Origin of the sequence: Flavobacterium sp. HBTb2-11-1 (assembly GCF_009826975.1) — a bacterium.
GTDB lineage: Bacteria > Bacteroidota > Bacteroidia > Flavobacteriales > Flavobacteriaceae > Flavobacterium.
The window spans coordinates 382,616-400,236 of sequence record NZ_WUMO01000004.1; the positions used below are offsets into that span (position 1 = coordinate 382,616).

At 33.0% G+C, this 17,621-nt stretch carries 21 protein-coding genes; 12 read left to right on the forward strand and 9 right to left on the reverse strand.

Features of this window, described 5'->3' with window-relative positions; translation table 11 throughout:
* The first annotated feature begins 94 nt into the window (after positions 1-94).
* Positions 95-1,156, forward strand: a complete 1,062-nt coding sequence (locus GR162_RS11045; protein ID WP_160782195.1) for an oxidoreductase — start codon at positions 95-97, stop codon at positions 1,154-1,156.
* A gap of 72 nt (positions 1,157-1,228) precedes the next feature.
* Here GR162_RS11045 and GR162_RS11050 read toward each other — a convergent pair whose 3' ends face one another.
* The 4 genes from GR162_RS11050 to GR162_RS11065 all read right to left on the reverse strand — a co-directional run bounded on the left by GR162_RS11050 (position 1,229) and on the right by GR162_RS11065 (position 3,992).
* Entirely contained in the window at positions 1,229-1,687 is a 459-nt protein-coding gene (locus GR162_RS11050; RefSeq protein ID WP_160782196.1) for a sensor of ECF-type sigma factor, read from the reverse strand.
* A gap of 31 nt (positions 1,688-1,718) precedes the next feature.
* Complete coding sequence (locus tag GR162_RS11055; RefSeq protein WP_160782197.1) at positions 1,719-2,138, reverse strand: hypothetical protein; 420 nt, start codon at positions 2,136-2,138, stop codon at positions 1,719-1,721.
* 33 nt (positions 2,139-2,171) lie between these two features.
* The gene (locus GR162_RS11060) at positions 2,172-2,714 is read right to left on the reverse strand and encodes an RNA polymerase sigma factor (protein WP_160782198.1); all 543 of its coding nucleotides are present in this window, start codon (positions 2,712-2,714) and stop codon (positions 2,172-2,174) included.
* 78 nt (positions 2,715-2,792) lie between these two features.
* Complete coding sequence (locus GR162_RS11065; protein ID WP_160782199.1) at positions 2,793-3,992, reverse strand: SRPBCC family protein; 1,200 nt, start codon at positions 3,990-3,992, stop codon at positions 2,793-2,795.
* Positions 3,993-4,411: 419 nt separating this feature from the next.
* On the opposite strand from GR162_RS11065, the gene GR162_RS11075 reads away from it, so the two are divergent.
* Positions 4,412-4,792: a nucleoside triphosphate pyrophosphohydrolase family protein gene (locus tag GR162_RS11075; RefSeq protein ID WP_057116704.1), complete on the forward strand. Its 381-nt coding sequence runs from the start codon at positions 4,412-4,414 to the stop codon at positions 4,790-4,792.
* A 242-nt stretch (positions 4,793-5,034) separates the two neighbouring features.
* On the opposite strand, the gene GR162_RS11080 is transcribed toward GR162_RS11075, so the two are convergent.
* Entirely contained in the window at positions 5,035-6,105 is a 1,071-nt protein-coding gene (locus GR162_RS11080; RefSeq protein WP_008468483.1) for a branched-chain amino acid aminotransferase, read from the reverse strand.
* A 307-nt stretch (positions 6,106-6,412) separates the two neighbouring features.
* Here GR162_RS11080 and mnmD point away from each other — a divergent pair, with 307 nt between their 5' ends.
* Both mnmD and GR162_RS22275 read left to right on the forward strand, forming a co-directional pair.
* Positions 6,413-7,093: a tRNA (5-methylaminomethyl-2-thiouridine)(34)-methyltransferase MnmD gene (gene mnmD / locus GR162_RS11085; protein ID WP_160782201.1), complete on the forward strand. Its 681-nt coding sequence runs from the start codon at positions 6,413-6,415 to the stop codon at positions 7,091-7,093.
* 148 nt (positions 7,094-7,241) lie between these two features.
* Positions 7,242-7,439 carry a hypothetical protein gene (locus tag GR162_RS22275; protein ID WP_008468486.1) on the forward strand — a complete coding sequence of 66 codons (198 nt, stop codon included), beginning with the start codon at positions 7,242-7,244 and terminating at the stop codon, positions 7,437-7,439.
* A gap of 28 nt (positions 7,440-7,467) precedes the next feature.
* Here GR162_RS22275 and GR162_RS11095 read toward each other — a convergent pair whose 3' ends face one another.
* Complete coding sequence (locus GR162_RS11095; protein WP_008468488.1) at positions 7,468-8,415, reverse strand: LysR substrate-binding domain-containing protein; 948 nt, start codon at positions 8,413-8,415, stop codon at positions 7,468-7,470.
* 107 nt (positions 8,416-8,522) lie between these two features.
* Between GR162_RS11095 and GR162_RS11100 the strand changes: the two genes are divergently transcribed.
* From GR162_RS11100 to can, 4 genes are all read left to right on the forward strand, one after another.
* Positions 8,523-9,002: a Dps family protein gene (locus tag GR162_RS11100; protein ID WP_008468490.1), complete on the forward strand. Its 480-nt coding sequence runs from the start codon at positions 8,523-8,525 to the stop codon at positions 9,000-9,002.
* Positions 9,003-9,124: 122 nt separating this feature from the next.
* The gene (locus GR162_RS11105; RefSeq protein WP_035692090.1) at positions 9,125-9,406 is read left to right on the forward strand and encodes a hypothetical protein; all 282 of its coding nucleotides are present in this window, start codon (positions 9,125-9,127) and stop codon (positions 9,404-9,406) included.
* 83 nt (positions 9,407-9,489) lie between these two features.
* On the forward strand, positions 9,490-11,136 hold the full coding sequence (locus GR162_RS11110; protein WP_160782202.1) for a SulP family inorganic anion transporter: 1,647 nt from the start codon (positions 9,490-9,492) through the stop codon (positions 11,134-11,136).
* Between the two features lie 114 nt (positions 11,137-11,250).
* Complete coding sequence (can, locus tag GR162_RS11115; protein ID WP_160782203.1) at positions 11,251-11,886, forward strand: carbonate dehydratase; 636 nt, start codon at positions 11,251-11,253, stop codon at positions 11,884-11,886.
* Positions 11,887-11,925: 39 nt separating this feature from the next.
* Here the strand turns inward: can and GR162_RS11120 are convergent, their stop codons facing one another.
* Entirely contained in the window at positions 11,926-13,128 is a 1,203-nt protein-coding gene (locus GR162_RS11120) for an LETM1-related biofilm-associated protein (protein WP_160782204.1), read from the reverse strand.
* Positions 13,129-13,237: 109 nt separating this feature from the next.
* The gene (locus tag GR162_RS11125) at positions 13,238-13,765 is read right to left on the reverse strand and encodes a superoxide dismutase family protein (protein WP_160782205.1); all 528 of its coding nucleotides are present in this window, start codon (positions 13,763-13,765) and stop codon (positions 13,238-13,240) included.
* Positions 13,766-13,977: 212 nt separating this feature from the next.
* Between GR162_RS11125 and GR162_RS11130 the strand changes: the two genes are divergently transcribed.
* From GR162_RS11130 to GR162_RS11145, 4 genes are all read left to right on the forward strand, one after another.
* Entirely contained in the window at positions 13,978-14,403 is a 426-nt protein-coding gene (locus GR162_RS11130; protein WP_202393929.1) for an META domain-containing protein, read from the forward strand.
* A gap of 4 nt (positions 14,404-14,407) precedes the next feature.
* On the forward strand, positions 14,408-14,926 hold the full coding sequence (locus tag GR162_RS11135) for a DUF4251 domain-containing protein (protein ID WP_160782206.1): 519 nt from the start codon (positions 14,408-14,410) through the stop codon (positions 14,924-14,926).
* Between the two features lie 42 nt (positions 14,927-14,968).
* A complete protein-coding gene (locus tag GR162_RS11140; RefSeq protein WP_066033964.1) occupies positions 14,969-15,883 on the forward strand; it encodes a transporter in 915 nt (304 codons plus the stop codon).
* 81 nt (positions 15,884-15,964) lie between these two features.
* Positions 15,965-16,456, forward strand: a complete 492-nt coding sequence (locus GR162_RS11145; RefSeq protein WP_008468509.1) for a hypothetical protein — start codon at positions 15,965-15,967, stop codon at positions 16,454-16,456.
* A gap of 45 nt (positions 16,457-16,501) precedes the next feature.
* Here the strand turns inward: GR162_RS11145 and GR162_RS11150 are convergent, their stop codons facing one another.
* Positions 16,502-17,518 carry a glycoside hydrolase family 18 protein gene (locus tag GR162_RS11150; RefSeq protein WP_237421352.1) on the reverse strand — a complete coding sequence of 339 codons (1,017 nt, stop codon included), beginning with the start codon at positions 17,516-17,518 and terminating at the stop codon, positions 16,502-16,504.
* Between the last annotated feature and the right edge of the window lie 103 nt (positions 17,519-17,621).

Sequence of the window (17,621 nt, forward strand, 5' to 3'; positions counted from 1 at the left end):
GAAACAATAAATAATCTTGCCAAAAAAATAGGAAAATTAATTCTCTATGTGGGAATTAATTGTATTTTAGCGTTAACCAAATTTTAAGTTTCCTATGAAAAAACTCGCCTTATTTTGTGTTATTTTTATTTTATTGATGTCTTTTAGAACATTTAATTATAAAACTGACGTTGCGTACAATAATGGCTTTACATCTATGACGGTAGATACATTATTTAAAGATAGAATTAGTATTAGAGCAATTCTTATTGATAAAAATAAAGTTTGGTACGGAGCTGATAATTCTCGTTTTGGGTATTATGATTTGGATAAAAAAGAAAAATTCGAAGAACATATTTATCGCGATACCTTAAAATTGGAATTTAGAAGTATAGCGCAAACTTCAAAAGATATTTTTTTATTAAGTGTGGCAAATCCAGCACTTTTATATTCGGTTTCAAAAAAGGATCTAAAAGTGAAATTGGTTTACAAGGAAATTAATCCAAAAGTTTTTTACGATAGCATGCAGTTTTGGAACGATAAGGAAGGAATTGCAATTGGTGACCCGACAGAGGATACTTTTTCAATTATCGTTACTCGAGATGGTGGCGAAACTTGGACCAAACTGCTTTCCGATAAATTACCGACAAATAGCACAGGAGAAGCTGCTTTTGCAGCCAGCAATACGAATATCGTTATAAAAGGAAATGATACTTGGTTAGTTTCGGGCGGAAAAAAGGCGCGTGTTTTTTATTCTCCAGATAAGGCAAAAACATGGAAAGTTGTAGAGACTCCAATTGTGCAAGGGAAACAGATGACAGGAATTTTTACAGCCGATTTTTACGATTCTAAACAAGGTTTTATTGCAGGAGGAGATTATGATCTTCCTAATAATAAAGCTAATAATAAAGCTTTCACAAAAGATGGCGGCAAGACTTGGCAGCTAATTGGTCAGAATATGGGATTTGGTTATGCGTCATGTGTGCAATATGTTCCTGGGGGTAATGGAAGAGAAATTGTTTGTGTAGGTTCTGAGGGGATACAATATTCTCAAAATGGAGGAGAAAACTGGATGCAGCTTTCTACAGATAACAGATTTTTTACCATCCGTTTTGTGAACAGAAATACTGCAATCGCAGCGGGACACAATAAAGTAGTTCGATTGAATTTTAAATAAAAAAATAAGAACCCTAAATAATAAAGTAAGTATTATTATATAGGGTTCTTATCGCTGTTGTATCGTTAAGATTTAATCCTTATTGGCTTTGTCGCGGTATTGTTGCAATAATTTTCGGTTAAAGTCGTCTTCAGATTTTTTAAGTAATAGTATTTTCTTTGCTGGAAGTACTTTTTTCAGACTGTTCATGTATTTTTCACGAAGCTGATAGATTTCTTTATCTGTGCTTTCTATTTGAGATAATAACGTAACAGCTTCTTTATCAGAAAGGTTTTTAAGGTTTTCATCTTTTAACTGTTTTATATAAGTCTTCATTTTCAGATACTTCAATTCATATTGTTTATCATCATAAGCATTATAAATTGGCCAGAATTTTTCGGCTTCAGTTGAAGTTAGTTCTAATTCTGTCGTTAAAAATGATACTTTAAAAGCTTTAATCTTTTCTCGCTTTTCATCAATTTTTCCATTTTGGGCAAAAATTGAAAAGCTTGTCAGAAATAGTAATAGCGGTAAAATGTTTTTTATTTTCATTGTTAAGCTAAGTTGTTGAGTTAAGTTTGATTTAATTTTGTTCTGAAATTAAGTGTTCTATGTTCGGACTTGCAGCTAAAATATCTTCTAGCGTTTCATCTTCTAGTGTAACATCATTTCCTAATTTTTCGATATCACTGTCATCTAAGGTTTGAATTAAATCGTATTGGCTGATATTGGAGTGATATGATAAATAATTTTCTAAAGTGGCTTCGTCAAGTTCGTTTGAATTGGCTTTATAGTTATTTATGATCGGTATTAATAATGCAAAAATAATTGCTGCAGCGGCCGCTATAGAAATTGTTTTGTTGCGTTTGTAAAAAGGAATTACCTTAACTTCTTTTTCTTTTAACTGCTGTAAAACCTTTTCCGAAAAATCATCAAAATAGTTTTCTGGAGCTTTAAATCCAGATTTTATTTTGGGTTCGTTTTCTAATTTAAATGTTTTCATAATACTTATAAGATAGTTTTAGTTACAAAAGGTTTAATTTGATGTAACATATAATTCGATTTTTTTTACTGCGTGATGATAAGATGCTTTAAGGGCTCCAACAGATGTTCCTAAAATATCTGCAATTTCTTCATATTTTAATTCTTCAAAATATTTCATTTTGAAAACCAATTGCTGTTTCTCCGGAAGCGTTACAATCGCTTTTTGAAGTTTGATTTGAATTTCATCTCCATCAAAATAGAGATCGGCTTTTAAACTGTCAATGGTTTTGTTTTGCAGATCTTCAGAAGAAATTCCACTTAATTTTGCTTTTTGCGATAAAAAAGTCAAAGCTTCATTCGTGGCAATACGATACATCCAGGAAAAAAGTTTACTTTCTCCTTTAAAGTTTTTAAGATTTTGAAAGACTTTTACAAAAGTGTTCTGTAATACATCATCAGCATCATCATGATTCAAAACAATGTTTCGAATATGAGAATACAAAGGTTTCTGATAATCAGACAAGAGTTTTTGAAACGCAGTATTTTGCGTTTCAGGGGTTAATAGTTGTTTTATAAATTCTTTCTCGTCTATCAAACTTTTTGTTTTGTAAACTTTTTTAATAGAAGTTAGACAGAATTTAAAACAAAAGGTTTAATGCGCTTTTGAAATTATTTAAAATTCTGAATCTTCTTCTTGTGCAGGTGTTTGCGCAGGAGCTGGAGTTGGTGCAGCAGGTTTACGTTTTACAGGTTCTATGCGAGGCTTTTCTGTAGGTTGTTCTACACGTGGCTCGCTTGCTGTTTCGCCAGCGCTTTCTGTGGCATAAACAGGTTCTGTGGCAACAGGAACTACTTTTGGTTTTATTGGAAAATAAATTTCAGTCACTAATTTAGATGAAGCTTTTACATCCAATTTGCTTAATGTTAAAATTTCAAGATGGGACCAGCTTAAATCTGGAATAATCTTTTGATTGTTGATATAAGCTGTTGTTTTTGCAATGGCTTCGTTTCTATGAGAATAATCTCCATTAAGCGTTGTTTTTACAGCATCGAAACCATTTAGTTTTCCTGCTAAAATATCGCTTCCTGAACTTGTTGAAATCTCTTTATTGATAGGCAAACAGATCGAAATCTTTGCTAAACCATTTTTAGTGTCGTAAGTATGATAAATGATAAAAGGTTTTCCTGCCGCAGACAAACCATTTGTTTCGCTAAACTGAATAAGCTTCGGAATTACAATTCTAGCATTCTTGCTTACTTTGGCAATTTCGCTAGTAAAAGTCTGCTTGATATAAGGAGTTTCAGTTTTCTTAACCACTCCATCTACTTTAACAGCATAAGTTTTAGTTTCGTAATCTAAGTTTTTGTCAATATTGGCTAAACTTTTTTCATAGATAGTTCCAATAACTCGGTCAGAACCGCCATGAAGAGCGGTGTATATTTTAAATAGAAAACTCATAGTTCCTTTTCCTTTCCAAGTAACTTTTGTTTTGCCGTTTAAAGTATCTTTTAAGGTCCAGTTTACATCGGCTTCGGTGCCATCAAACTGCATTTTTTGATCGATGCTTTCTCCATCTTTCGTTTTAAGAATAATAGAATTTCCTTTTCCGTCTGCACCATCCCAATAAAATGTAGCGCCATTACCACTGGTTTTATTAGCATAGGTCATTTTAATCGTAGGATCTTCAACAGACCATGATTCAAAATCTTCGTAATTTCTAAAGTCATTCAGGTAGTTATAAACCGTTGCACGAGGCGAATTGATAACTTTACTTCTTTCTACAGAAAAATCTCCTTTCTGAGTAGCAACAAAAACAGTAAGAGCAACAAAGCTTAAAAGTGCAAAAAGAAATAAATACTTTAGAATTTTCATGGTAGATTGTTTGGTTTCGGTAAAGTTATAAATTTTATAATGAGTCTTACTAATAACCCCTAATTATTAGGTTTTATTTTATTTCGACCAGAATAATTTATCTTTTTAGAAAGATTTTAATTACGAACAAAAGGACAATGAAAAGCAGAAAAGCAAGGAGTACTTTATAATTCCCTTTATAAAAGACTTTGTGCAATTTCAAATCTTTTCGATAAGCAAATATCATAATGATTACAAAAGCGATAAAAAAACATACTCCAAATAGTACTTGTCCTTGACTAAACATAATTGTAAAAATTTTTAGCAAATTTAGAGATTTGTAAACGATTTGCTGCTAAATTGCCTTTTCATTTCATTGAATAAATTTTCAGATTTATCAGAAAGTGACTTAAATTAGCAAAAAAAAAGAAAACTACTATATGAAAAAACAACTTGACGCCGTAACCGAATTTCACACTGCTTTTAAAATTGGCCACAGTGCAACTCCAATTGCCGATGTAGGAGCAGAGAAAAAATTGCTTCGTTATAATTTGATGAAGGAAGAAAATGAGGAATATTACGAGGCGGTTCAAAATAATGATTTGGTTGAAATTGCAGATGCGCTTGGGGATATGATGTACATCTTGTGCGGCACAATTATCGAGCACGGACTTCAAGATAAGATAGAGGCTGTTTTTGATGAAATACAACGCAGCAATATGAGCAAATTGGGTGAAGACGGAAAACCAATTTATCGCGAAGACGGAAAAGTTATGAAAGGTCCAAATTATTTTAAACCTGATTTTTCGAAATTATTGTAAAGAAGTTTTTTAACGCAAAGAACGCTAAGTTTTTTTTCTGCAGTTCTTAGAAAAAGGCCAAGCTCGCAAAGCTTTACGTTATTTTTGTCATTTCGACGAAGGAGACCCGAGCGATAGCGAACTGGCGAAGCAAATCTTCGCAAGTAACTCGGCAACGAGAAGCTAAAATTTAATAATAAAGGAAAAATGAAAAACCCGATAAACTTTAATTTATCGGGTTTCTTTTTTAATATGGTTTTGGATTATTGAACTTTCACTGTCCATCCAAAAGTATCCTCAGAAAGTTTGTTTTGAAGATTTGTTAATTTTTCTTTTAAGAAAGAAGCATAAGAATTCTCAATTGGAGCCATTTCAAAGTACTCATCTTTATAAGAGAATCCTTTGATAACGCTGATTACAGCAGCAGTTCCTGCTCCGAAGATTTCTTTCAAAGATCCGTTTTTAGCAGCTTCTACCAATTCAGAAACAATTACAGGACGAACTTCAACTTTTAATCCTTCTTTTTCAGCCATTGCGATCAAGCTTTTTCTGGTAACACCATCTAAAATTCTTTCGCTTGTTGGAGCTGTTAATAAAGTATCGTTAATTCTGAAGAACACGTTCATTGTTCCAGCTTCTTCTAGTTTTGTGTGCGTTGCATCATCAGTCCAGATAACTTGTTGGAAACCATCTTTGTTTGCCAAGTTAGTTGGGTAAAATTGAGCAGCGTAGTTTCCTGCAGCTTTTGCAGCCCCGATACCACCGTTTGCAGCTCTACTGAAATGTTCTGCAATGATAACTTTTACTTCACCTCCGTAATATGCTTTTGCTGGAGAAAGTAAAATCATAAATTTATATTCATCAGAAGGATTTGCAATTACTCCAGGACCTGTAGCAATCATGAAAGGACGAATGTACATACTAGCTCCGTTTCCTCTCTGAATCCAATCTTTGTCTAATTTCAATAATTCATTTAAACCATCCATAAAAATAGCTTCTGGAACTTCTGGCATTGCCATCCTTACAGCAGATTTATTAAAACGCTTGAAGTTTTCATCTGGTCTAAACAACCAAACATCATTATTGTCATCCTTATAAGCTTTCATTCCTTCAAAAATCGCTTGCCCATAATGGAAGACTTTTGATGAAGGATCCATTAAAATTGGAGCATAAGGCTTAATGACAGGATTTTGCCATTGCCCGTTTTTAAAATCGCATTCGAATAAATGGTCTGTAAATACAGCACCAAAACTTAAGTTGTCAAAATCTACTTCGTTTATTTTTGTAGAAGTAGCTTTAATGATTTCAATTTTGCTCGTTTGAGTTGTACTCATAGTTATGTATGTTTTTTGTGAGATATTCTTCACTCTCAGAAATCTAAAGTGATGATATCGTGTAAAATGGAATTTATCGAATGCAAAATTACGTAAAAATCTGTAAAATGCTTAGTGAAAATTCATTATTTATAGGTTTTGATTGAGATTTGTTTATCCTATAATAAACTCAAATATTTAATTGATTTTTATAAAGATTTTATGAAAAAAGTGTCGTTTTTTAAGGCTTTACGCATTTGTTTTGACTAAATTTGATTATTGAAATGGCTTGAAAATCAACAATAAGCTATTATTAAATTCTTAAAAGGTGAAAAGGGAAATAATTAAAACGCTAGATGGCTCAACTACAATTCGTTTGCCTGAATGGGACGAGTGTTATCATTCAAAACACGGAGCAATTCAGGAAGCAAAACATGTTTTTATTAAAAATGGTCTTTCATTATTTGAAAATCCGATAAGTATATTAGAAATAGGTTTTGGGACTGGTTTAAATGCTTTTATCACGTATTTGGAAGCTATTAGAAAAAATCAGAGAATAGATTATGTTGGAGTAGAGGCATATCCTGTTGATGCAGATGAAATCTTGGAGATGAATTATGCCAATGAACTTGAGGCATTGGAATTTGAGAACATTTTTGAGAAAATGCATAAAAGTGAATGGAATGAAAAAATAGAAATTTGCGACCTGTTCTCGTTAACCAAAAGAAAACAATTTTTTCACGAAATAAACGATTTTGAAATTTTTGATTTGATTTACTTTGATGCCTTCGGATATAGAGTACAACCGGAGCTTTGGAGTACTGAAATTTTTCAGAAAATGTACAATAGCTTAAAACCAAACGGCGTTTTGGTTACCTATGCTGCTCGAGGAGTTGTGAAGAGAAGCATGATGGAAGTTGGATTTACGGTAGAAAAATTAACAGGACCTCCAGGAAAAAGGGAAATGTTTCGAGCTTTTAAAACGGTTCAAATGAATAATTTAGAATAATTCTATATTGATTTATTTGTTTTAAGAAAACGTATTCGTTGCTAAAGTTTTTTAAAAAATAAGTTAAAAGTAATGTTTATGTTGGTTATTTGTTTAAATTTGGTGCGAGTTTAAAAAAATAGATAACCCCCGAAAATCTTATTTTATTATGTCAAAAATGATGTTTGATTACACGAAATCAATACTTGAAAGAGTTAGTTTCGATCCGGTACTTTTCTGCAAAGAGTTAGAAAAAGCTATCAAAACACTGTTGCCTTACGAAATGGAACAATTGCAAGAGTGGTTACTGAATTTCGTTGTCGGAAAACCAGAATTAAAACAAAGTCTACAACTAATTAAAGTATAAAAAGAAAGGAGCCAAATTGGCTCCTTTTTTATTGCGCTTTCTTTTGTAATGGACTGATGATTTGAACATTCTGAAAAACAATTGCGCCTTTTACAACTCCAGCAATTGTAGATCTTAATGCATCAATGATTTGCATCTTTAATTCGCTCTTTGGGTAAATCAAACTTACCTCTCGGGCTGGTTTTGGTTCCTTAAAATTACGAAGTTTCAGTTTATCGGATTCTTTTAAGTCTAAGGTGTGCAAGTACGGAAGTAACGTTGTACCAAGGCCTTCGTCTGCCAATTTAATTAAAGTTTCAAAACTTCCGCTTTGAATCTGAAAATTATTTTGATCGACGTCAGAGACGCTTTTACATAAATTCAAAATGCCGTCTCTAAAACAGTGACCGTCTTGTAAAAGCAGAATTTCATTGAGGTTTAAGTCGGCTACTTCAATTTCTTCTTTCTGAAAACTAGCATGATGCTCAGGAATGTAGGCTACGAATGGTTCAAAGTACAATACAATTTCCTTGATTTTTTCGTCTTCAAGCGGCGTTGCGGCAATTGCAGCATCTAGATGCCCGTTTTTTAGTTTTGTAATGATTTCCTCTGTATTCAGCTCCTCAATTAAGAGTTTTACTTTTGGATATTTCTTAATGAAATTATTCAAAAACATGGGCAGAAGTGTAGGCATAATCGTTGGAATAATTCCTAGACGAAATTCTCCGCCAATAAAACCTTTCTGCTGTTCTACGATATCTTTTATGCGATCGGCTTCGTTTACGATGTTTTTCGCCTGGCTGACAATTTTTTGTCCTATGTCAGTAAGCTGAATTGGTTTTTTGCTTCTATCGAAGATTAAGATATTAAGCTCCTCTTCAATCTTTTGTATCTGCATACTTAAAGTTGGCTGTGTTACGAAGCATTTTTCAGCAGCAAGAGTGAAGTTTTTATGCTCAGCAACCGCTAACACATATTGCAATTGAGTTATAGTCATGTTGATAGTAATTTGTGATGCGAAAATAAGAAAATATAATTTTTATTTATATATATTTTAGTAAAGTTACTCTAAATTTGTAGTAAATTAGTGTAAAAAATAAGATTATGAAGACAAATATTTTAGGATTACCAGTAAAAGAATCAGAATTGTTAGTACAAGAATTGAATGTATTATTATCAAATTTTCAAGTATATTATCAAAACTTAAGAGGGATTCACTGGAATATTCGCGGAAAGCGCTTCTTTGATTTACATGTTAAGTTTGAAGAATTATATACAGATGCACAACTTAAAATAGATATGATCGCAGAAAGAGTGCTAACAATAGGAGGAACGCCTCTGCATACTTTTGAAGATTATATTCAAAATAATAAATTGACGGTTGGAAAGAATATTTCTAACGATGAAAAAGCAGTTCAATTGATTGTTCACTCCTTATCTGATTTATTAAAAATCGAAAGAGAAATATTGAACAAATCTGACGAAATTAATGATGAAGGAACCAATTCTATGATGAGCGACTTTATTGCTGAGCAGGAAAAAACAATTTGGATGATGAATGCTTGGTTAGAAGAATCGTTATAATATATTGGTTTTTAATAAAATAGAAGCAGAATGGGATGAAAATTGCATTCTGCTTTTTTGTTTGTGTTAAATTTCTATAAAAATCTCTTTGATTTTATTTGTTTAACGCTATTTTTGCTTTGATGAAATTTATAGCCCGCATATTATTATTCATTTTTATTGCCTTCTTATCGACCCCAACAATTGTTCAGGCGTTAAAGAAAGGGAATAATACGGCTATATCTTTTAGCATTGCTGAAGAAGAAGTGCACAAGGAACTTAAAAATGTAGTTCACCCTACAATTCTTGAGCATGAAGTTTTGATTCCGGTTTATATCGAGAAAAAAACAATTATTTCTGAAAATATTGTCAAACTAGACAACATATCTCCGAGCATATTTGCTCCACCGCCAAACGTAGCATAATACTTCCGATTATTTTGATCTTTATCCGCATTTCTATTGAGATGTGGCAAATCTTTAATGAATAATTTTTTTAGTATTATATTATGACAAAAAAAATCAATCTTTTTGCTAACCTTAAATCTGATTTTGCTTCAGGTTTAGTGGTTTTCTTGGTGGCTCTTCCATTGTGTTTAGGTATTGCAATGGCTTCTGGAGCACCGTTATTTTCTGGAATTATCGCTGGTGTTGTGGGGGGTATCGTTGTAGGATATTTAAGCCAATCACATATTAGTGTATCAGGTCCAGCTGCTGGGTTAACCGCTATCATTTTAACCGCTATTACCGATTTAGGTGCGTTCGATGTATTTTTAATGTCTGTTTTTATTGCTGGACTAATTCAATTAGCATTAGGATTTTTAAAAGCGGGAAGTATATCGAATTATTTTCCAACAAACGTAATAGAGGGTATGTTAGCCGGTATCGGAATTATTATTATCTTAAAACAAATACCGCACGCTTTTGGTTATGATGCAGATTTCGAAGGAGATCAAGCTTTTATTCAAAATGATGGAAGTAATTCGTTTTCATTTTTGTTTGATGTTTTAAATCATATTCATTTAGGAGCTGTTGTGGTTTCGGCAGTTTCATTAGTAATTTTATTAGCTTGGGATAAAGTTCCTTTCTTAAAAAGAATAAAACTGGTTCCAGGAGCTTTAGTCGCTGTTATTGCTGGAGTAGTTTTAAACGAAATATTTGTATCTACAGGAAGCACTTTGGCAATTGCGAAAGAACATTTGGTTTCTTTGCCAGTTCCAAAATCTTTTGAAGACTTTAAATCAATTATAATAATGCCAGACTTCACTGCTGTTACAAATCCGCAAGTTTGGGTGGTTGCTATTACAATTGCCATTGTCGCTTCTATTGAGACTCTTTTATGTATTGAGGCTTCTGATAGAATGGATGTGCAAAAACGTTATACTGACACCAATGTTGAGCTTAAAGCTCAGGGAATAGGAAACGTAGTCAGTTCGCTTTTAGGAGGACTTCCTATGACATCTGTTGTGGTGCGTTCGTCAGCGAATAACAATGCAGGCGCAAAATCTAAAATGTCAACTATTATTCACGGTATACTTTTATTAATAAGTGTATTATCTATTCCGGCAATTCTGAACAAAATTCCGTTGGCAACATTGGCGACGGTTTTGATTTTGGTCGGATATAAATTAGCAAAACCAGCAACCTTTATGCATTTCTGGGAAAAGGGGAAATACCAGTTTGTACCTTTCATCGCAACTTTGGTCTTTGTTGTTGCGACAGATTTGCTAAAAGGTGTTGCGTTGGGAATTATCATCAGTATTATTTTTGTTTTGAGAGGAAATTTAAAAAGAGCTTATGTCTTTAAAAAAGAAGAATATGAAGACGGTGATATCATTCATATCGATTTAGCGCAGGAAGTTTCGTTTTTAAATAAAGCGGCTATCAAACAGACTTTAAATGAAATTCCAGAAAATTCAAAAGTAATCATCAATGCTCATGATACGGAGTATATTGCGCATGATGTTTTAGATTTGATTCGCGAATTTAAAGAAACTAGAGCAGTTGATGAAAATATAAAAGTGAAGCTTAAAGGATTTAAAGAAGCATACGAACTAGAAAATACGCCAGAAAATAATAATCATGTTACGATTGAACATTATTATGATGTGGCAAAAAGAGAACTGGTTAAAAGAGAAGTTGTTAGAGAAGAATAATTAAATTTAGGAGTTTTTAAGGCCTAAGAAATGTCAAAATTTAGGTAACTTTACATCAAGTTCATTTTTTGAGGCTATTATAACTTAAAAATTACCACACAAAAAAATAAAGAAATGAGAAAATTTTATGAGCAGTTATTAGAAAACAATAAAAAGTGGGTTGAAACTTCATTGGCAAAAGACCCGAATTATTTTGCTGATTTGGCAAAAGGACAACAGCCACCATTATTGTGGATTGGGTGTTCTGACAGCCGTGTTCCTGCAAACGAAATTGTTGGCGCAAAACCAGGAGAAGTTTTTGTTCACCGTAACATTGCCAATATGGTAGTGCATTCTGATATGAATATGCTTAGTGTTCTGGATTATGCCGTAAATGTTTTAAAAATTAAGCATATCATTGTGTGCGGACACTACGGATGCGGTGGTGTGAAAGCTGCAATGGGTAACCAGTCGGTTGGAATTATTGATAACTGGATTCGTCACATTAAAGATGAGTATCGTTTACATGACAAATATTTGAACTCAATTGAAGATGAAACAGAACGTTTTAATGCTTTTGTTGAAATCAATGCAAAAGAACAAGTTTATAATTTAGCTAAAACATCAATTGTTCAAGGAGCTTGGAAAAATGGACAAGACCTTATGCTTCACGGTTGGGTTTACGGATTGAATTCTGGTTTTGTAACCGATTTGAATGTAACCATCAGTTCAAACGATGAATTGGATTCAGTTTATCAGTTAGACCTTTAATAGATAAATAGAAATCGCCCTTATAAAGGGCGATTTTTTTTATTCGTTTTCGTCTAAATTCTCATTAAATGCTGATGGAAGCATTGTTGGAATAAACTTAATCAATATCGGCAATAATAAGCTTCCTCCCGGAAGTAAGAAAATTGTAAGTGACGGAATGGTTTTACAGATATCTAAAAGCTGTTTTTTTACTTTTTTCTTTTCCTTCGCATCCAAATCTCTTGTTGTAGAATAGGCAAGAAGCACCATTAATTCTTTACTTTGAACAATCTCTTTAATTAATCTGTTTTTATTTCTTATAATTAATTTGACTACGCTGTGCGTCATTTGGTCATAAAAATGTTTGACAGGATTTGAATAATTAAAGTACGGTATTTTCTTTTTGTGAGTGGTGATAAAAGTATTGGTTGTGTCCATACTTTTGGTCACAAAATCATCAGGAACTCCCATTGTTGAACCTAAGGCATATAGAAAATACGATTCTTCATTTTCTACAACGCCATCACTCCACAACGCCATTCCGGCCATGTCAATCAGGTAATATTGCTCCAATTTGTTTTTAAAGTAATCAAGATTCAAAGTTTCTAAAGTCTCAACTGTTACTTTTGAAAATTTTGAATAGCGAATAGAAGCTTCAAAAAGTTTTATCAGAAGATCGTCGTGCTGCGATTTTACAGTTTTGGTTTTCAAAGCCAAACCAACAATTCCAAGAACTGTTTCTTCAATTCGTTTTAAATATTTTTCAGGAATTTCTCCGTGTTCCAAATATTGTCTGAAAGCTAAAACATCAATAAACAAAAGCGCATTGGTCACCAAATGCGAAAAGTTTTTGCTGATAATGCTGTCATTGGTTTGAACTCTCTGGTCAATAATATTTTCCAGAGATAGAGAAGGAGTGTCTTTAGGCAATAAAATTTTAAACAAATTAAATCCTTCTGGATTCATTTGCTTGTAAAACTTTAAAACTTCTGAAATAAAATTTTTAGGTTCCGAATTTCTTTTCTCTAAGCAAAACACATGGTAGAGCGTATTAAGTAAAGCTACTTTTGAAATTTCGGTTTTAAACCAGCCTTTTATCGGAATTGGAACTTGTGAATCTATAGCAATAATATGGCCGTAAATAAATCCCGTTTCTCTCACTTTATAGTAAAACAAGTCTACAGTCTCAAAAGGAATAGCTTCTGAAAACTTCTGTTCACTAAAAAACTTATCGATCCAGCCTGGTGCTGATGGATTAATCATGGACTTAATTTTGCTGATGCAAAGCTATGTCTTTTTCTTGTTTTAGGATTCATTTTAAAATGAAATAACCGCTATATTTTGTTAAAAATAGCGGTTATTCAAATATTTCTTATTTAATGATTCCTGCGCAAGCCACTCTTCCTCCGGCATTTCCTGTTGGCTGAGTGGTAAAATCATCTGTTCCTGCATGTACGATCAAACCTTTTCCAAGAACATCTTTATTAGAATCTCCACATCCAACACACCATTCGTCTGTAGTTAGGGTGATAGATCCGTTACCTTTTGCGTCAGCTGTAAAGTTTCCGATATCACCTTTATGATATTCTCCAACTCCCCATTTTCCATGTTTTTTGAAAGTTGGATTCCAGTGTCCTCCAGCAGAACTTCCGTCTGCGGCGCTGCAATCTGCTTTTTCATGAATATGGATAGCGTGGACTCCAGGCTCTAATCCTGTGATTTTTGCTGTAAAAGTTACTTTGCCATTTTTCTCAACAAAAGTAGCAGTTCCGGCTACTTTACTGTTGCTTTTTGGTTCTAGCGCAACAGTTAGAGTTTTGGCATCATTTGATTTATTATTTGTTTTACAGCCAATGATTAAGGCTGTAATTATAGCGAAAGAAACAATTAGTTTTTTCATATCTATGGGCATTTTAATTAAAGATTAAGTAAATTTAACATAAAATAACGGAACTGATTAACTCTAAAAGTTAAAAAAAAGTCAAACTATACGTTATAATTTGATATTGATTGAGTTAAAAACCGAAAATATTGTTTAAATTCGTATAGGTTTTTAACGAATAATTTCTGAAAACCACTTATCTAATTCGCTCACATTTAATTCTTAATGTTATGATGAAAAAGATTTTTACCCTCGTTTTTTTTAGTTCGTTTTTAATTTCTTGTAAATGCGCAAAAACGGATGCAGTTTCTAAGCTTGATGGAACTTGGGAATTGAATTATATCTCGGATGCACAAACTTTTGATGCATTATATCCAAATAAAAAGCCAACCATAAATTTTAGCATTAAAGAGAATAGGGTATCCGGAAACAACAGCTGTAATTCATACACTGGAAAACTGAATGTGACTGGCAGCAAAATTGATTTTACGCAACCCATGGCCGTAACCAAGATGATGTGTTTGGATGGCGGTAAAGGGGAGCAGGCTTACATGAGTACACTGCAAAAAATTACATCATATGATATAACAGATGATGGCAAAACATTGAATTTTATTTCTGGAGATATTGCCATGATGCGTTTCACTAAAAAATAATGCTATGAAAACGAAATTATCTGCTTTACTTTTTTTAGTTAGTGTTCTAAACTTTTCAGTTTCAGCACAAGAAAAATCAAAAAAAGAACTCAAACAAGAAAGAGAGTTACAGAAACAAAATGAAATTAAGAAACTTATAGATTCTCAAAACTTTGTTTTCGAAGCTCAAAAAGCAACGCCACAAGGAGGGAGATTAATTCAGCTGGACTATAATACATATTTTTTAAAGTTTAAAGCTGATAGTACAACTTGTGATCTTCCTTTTTTTGGACGTGGTTATAATGTGGGATACAATAGTGATGGCGGAATAAAATTTGAAGGCAAACCCGAAAATATTAGAGTTGAAAGTAAAAAGAATAATACTATTCTAAAAGCGACAGTAAGAGGGAAAAGCGATGTTTATGATTTACTGTTTTCTATCTTTTATAACGGAAGCACAACACTTTCTGTCAGTAGTAATAATAGAGGCCCAATTAGCTATGATGGAATAATATATGCTCCCAAAACAGCGGAGAAACAATGATATAATTCATGGGGTAAACTTGTCACAAATTCGTCTGAATATATGGTAAGAATCTTTTTTTGGTTAGTAAAGTGGCAGTTTTCGCTTTTGGTTTTCTTTTTTGGTGTGTTGTCCCTATCTGCTCAGGATTTGGAACCTCGAGCGTATGCTAATGTTCCTAAAGATTTAAATGTAATTGCTGCAGGTTATGTTTTTATAAATGGAAATGTGCTTACAGATCCTTCTCTACCTATAAAAGATTTTACACTTCAAAGCCATAATATGGCTGTGAATTATATTAGAACGTTTGGATTGGCAAATAAATTGGCTCGTATACAGGTTGGACTGCCTTTTACTTTTATGGATGGATCTGCTGTAGTTAGTGATCAGCTGGTTACTGGCTCAAGAACTGGTTTTGCAGATATGAAAGTACGTTTTGGCATTAATTTGCTAGGTTCTCCTGCACTTGATAAATCTGAATTCAGAAGTTTTGAGCAAAAAACAATTCTTGGAGTCAGTTTGGTTACTTCAATCCCAACAGGAAGATATTATGGAGATAAACAAGTAAATATTGGAACAAACCGATGGGCTTTCAAGCCAGAAATAGGAGTATCGAAACGGTTTGCTCATGTGTATGCTGAGGCCTATGGCGGGGTTTGGTTTTATACGGATAATAATGATTATCTAGGAAAAAAATTAGAGCAAAAACCAACCTACAGCCTTCAGGCGCATGCAAGCTATTATTTTAAAAATCAAATGTGGGTTGGCTTCAATACGACTTGGTTTTTTGGAGGTCGAACTATTACTGATGGCGTTTCGGATGATAGCCAGATTGATAACTGGCGCGTAGGAGGAACTTTTTCTACTCCAATTGCAAAAGGGCAATCCATTAGATTTCAATATCATATTGGGGCGTATACCAACAACGGACTAAATTATTATGCGCTTTCAGCAGTTTACCAATACTCTTTCTTTTAAAATGTTATTTTATTTAAAGTGTTTAAAATCAGTATATTTGAGTATGCATATATTTTTAAAAACAAATTTAAAATTAAAACTATGAAAAAATTAGGACTTATTCTTATCATGGCGGCAGCCTCGTTTTCATCTTATGCACAGTCTTCTTATAAAGAAGATTTAGAAGTAGTACAAAGTGTTTATGGAAAATCTAAAGCAGATCTGGTAAAACAGTACATGAACTTATCTGATGCACAAGCCGCTGCTTTCACTAAAGTTTATGATGATTATGAAACGTCGCGAAAAGCCTTAGGGCAGACAAAGTTTCAACTATTAAATGATTATGCAGCTAATTATGAAACTTTAACAGATGCAAAAGCTGATGAGTTGGCAAAGGCTACTTTAAAAAACCACGTTGATTACGAGAAGCTTTATTCTAAGACTTATAATCAGGCAAAAAAAGCAATTGGTTCAATAAACGCGGCAAAGTTTATTCAGCTTGAGGTTTATCTTCAAACTATAATAAGAAGCGAAATTTTAGAAGCAATTCCGTTTATTGGTGAAATGGACAAAAATAAAACTAAAACGATGTAAAATATTCGTTTTAAAAAAAAAGGGAATCAATTTGATTCCCTTTTTTTATTTTTCAGTTTTAACTTTGTAAATCTCATTTACCATTCCGTCGCGGAAACTGTCTAGAGTAAGTTCCCAGAACATGATGCCGCCCAGTTTTTTCGCTTTTACATATTCCGCTTTAGCTCTGATAGATTTTAAATCATCTGATGTAGCAAAAGTTTTAGTTGATGCATTGTACCAATATGGTGCTTGAGCTTTTTCATCATAAAAATATTTCCAGCCGTTTGCTTCTGTGTATGTTGTAGCGTAGTTTTTAAAGTCAACACCTTGAAAGTGCTCTCCTGCTTGGTATAATCCGTTATTGATGTTTTCTACATTTTTCCATTGTCTAGTATAAAATGCACCTCCAATTACCAATTTTTCAGCAGGAACACCTAGTTTCAATAAAAATTCAACGGCTCTATCTGTAGATTCTTCTTTCGGATTTGTGCTGTATAAAGGCGTGTGGTGACCAGTAACTTTTGAATATCCGTTTACTAAATCGTAACTCATGATATTAATGCGATTAACAAATGGAGCAACTGCTTTCCAGTCAATAGATTCATCTAAACATTTTTGGAAGCCTCCTGCAGCAAAGCTCAATTCATATTTTTTACCTAAAGTAGAACGTAATATTTTGATTAGTTCTGTAAAATTAGGTTTGTCAGCAGGTTGATATAAATGTCCTGGAAGTCCTTCAATCGATGGATATTCCCAATCCAAATCTAAACCGTCAATTTTAAAATAATCGCTTACTTCCTTTACAGACTTTGCAAATTTTAAGCGTCCTTCAGCAGTTGAAAATGCTTGTGAACAAGGTTCGCAGCCTCCCCATCCTCCAAGAGATACAATGATTTTCAACTGTGGATTTTTTGCTTTAAGAGAAACTAAATGTTTGATAGTGATAGAATCTTTGGCAGAATCAACACTTAGTTTTCCATCTTTTAAATGGCAGAAGCTAAAAATAATCTGGTTTAATTTTCCAACTTCATATTTATCAATAAGTTGAGAATCGCCAGTGTAATAAGCAATAATGTCCATTTTTTTATTTTTTTGTGCGAAGACAGCTGTGAAGCAAAAGCACAATAAAAATGATGCAATTAGGTTAATTTGTTTCATTTATTTTGTTTTTATAGTTTTTAGA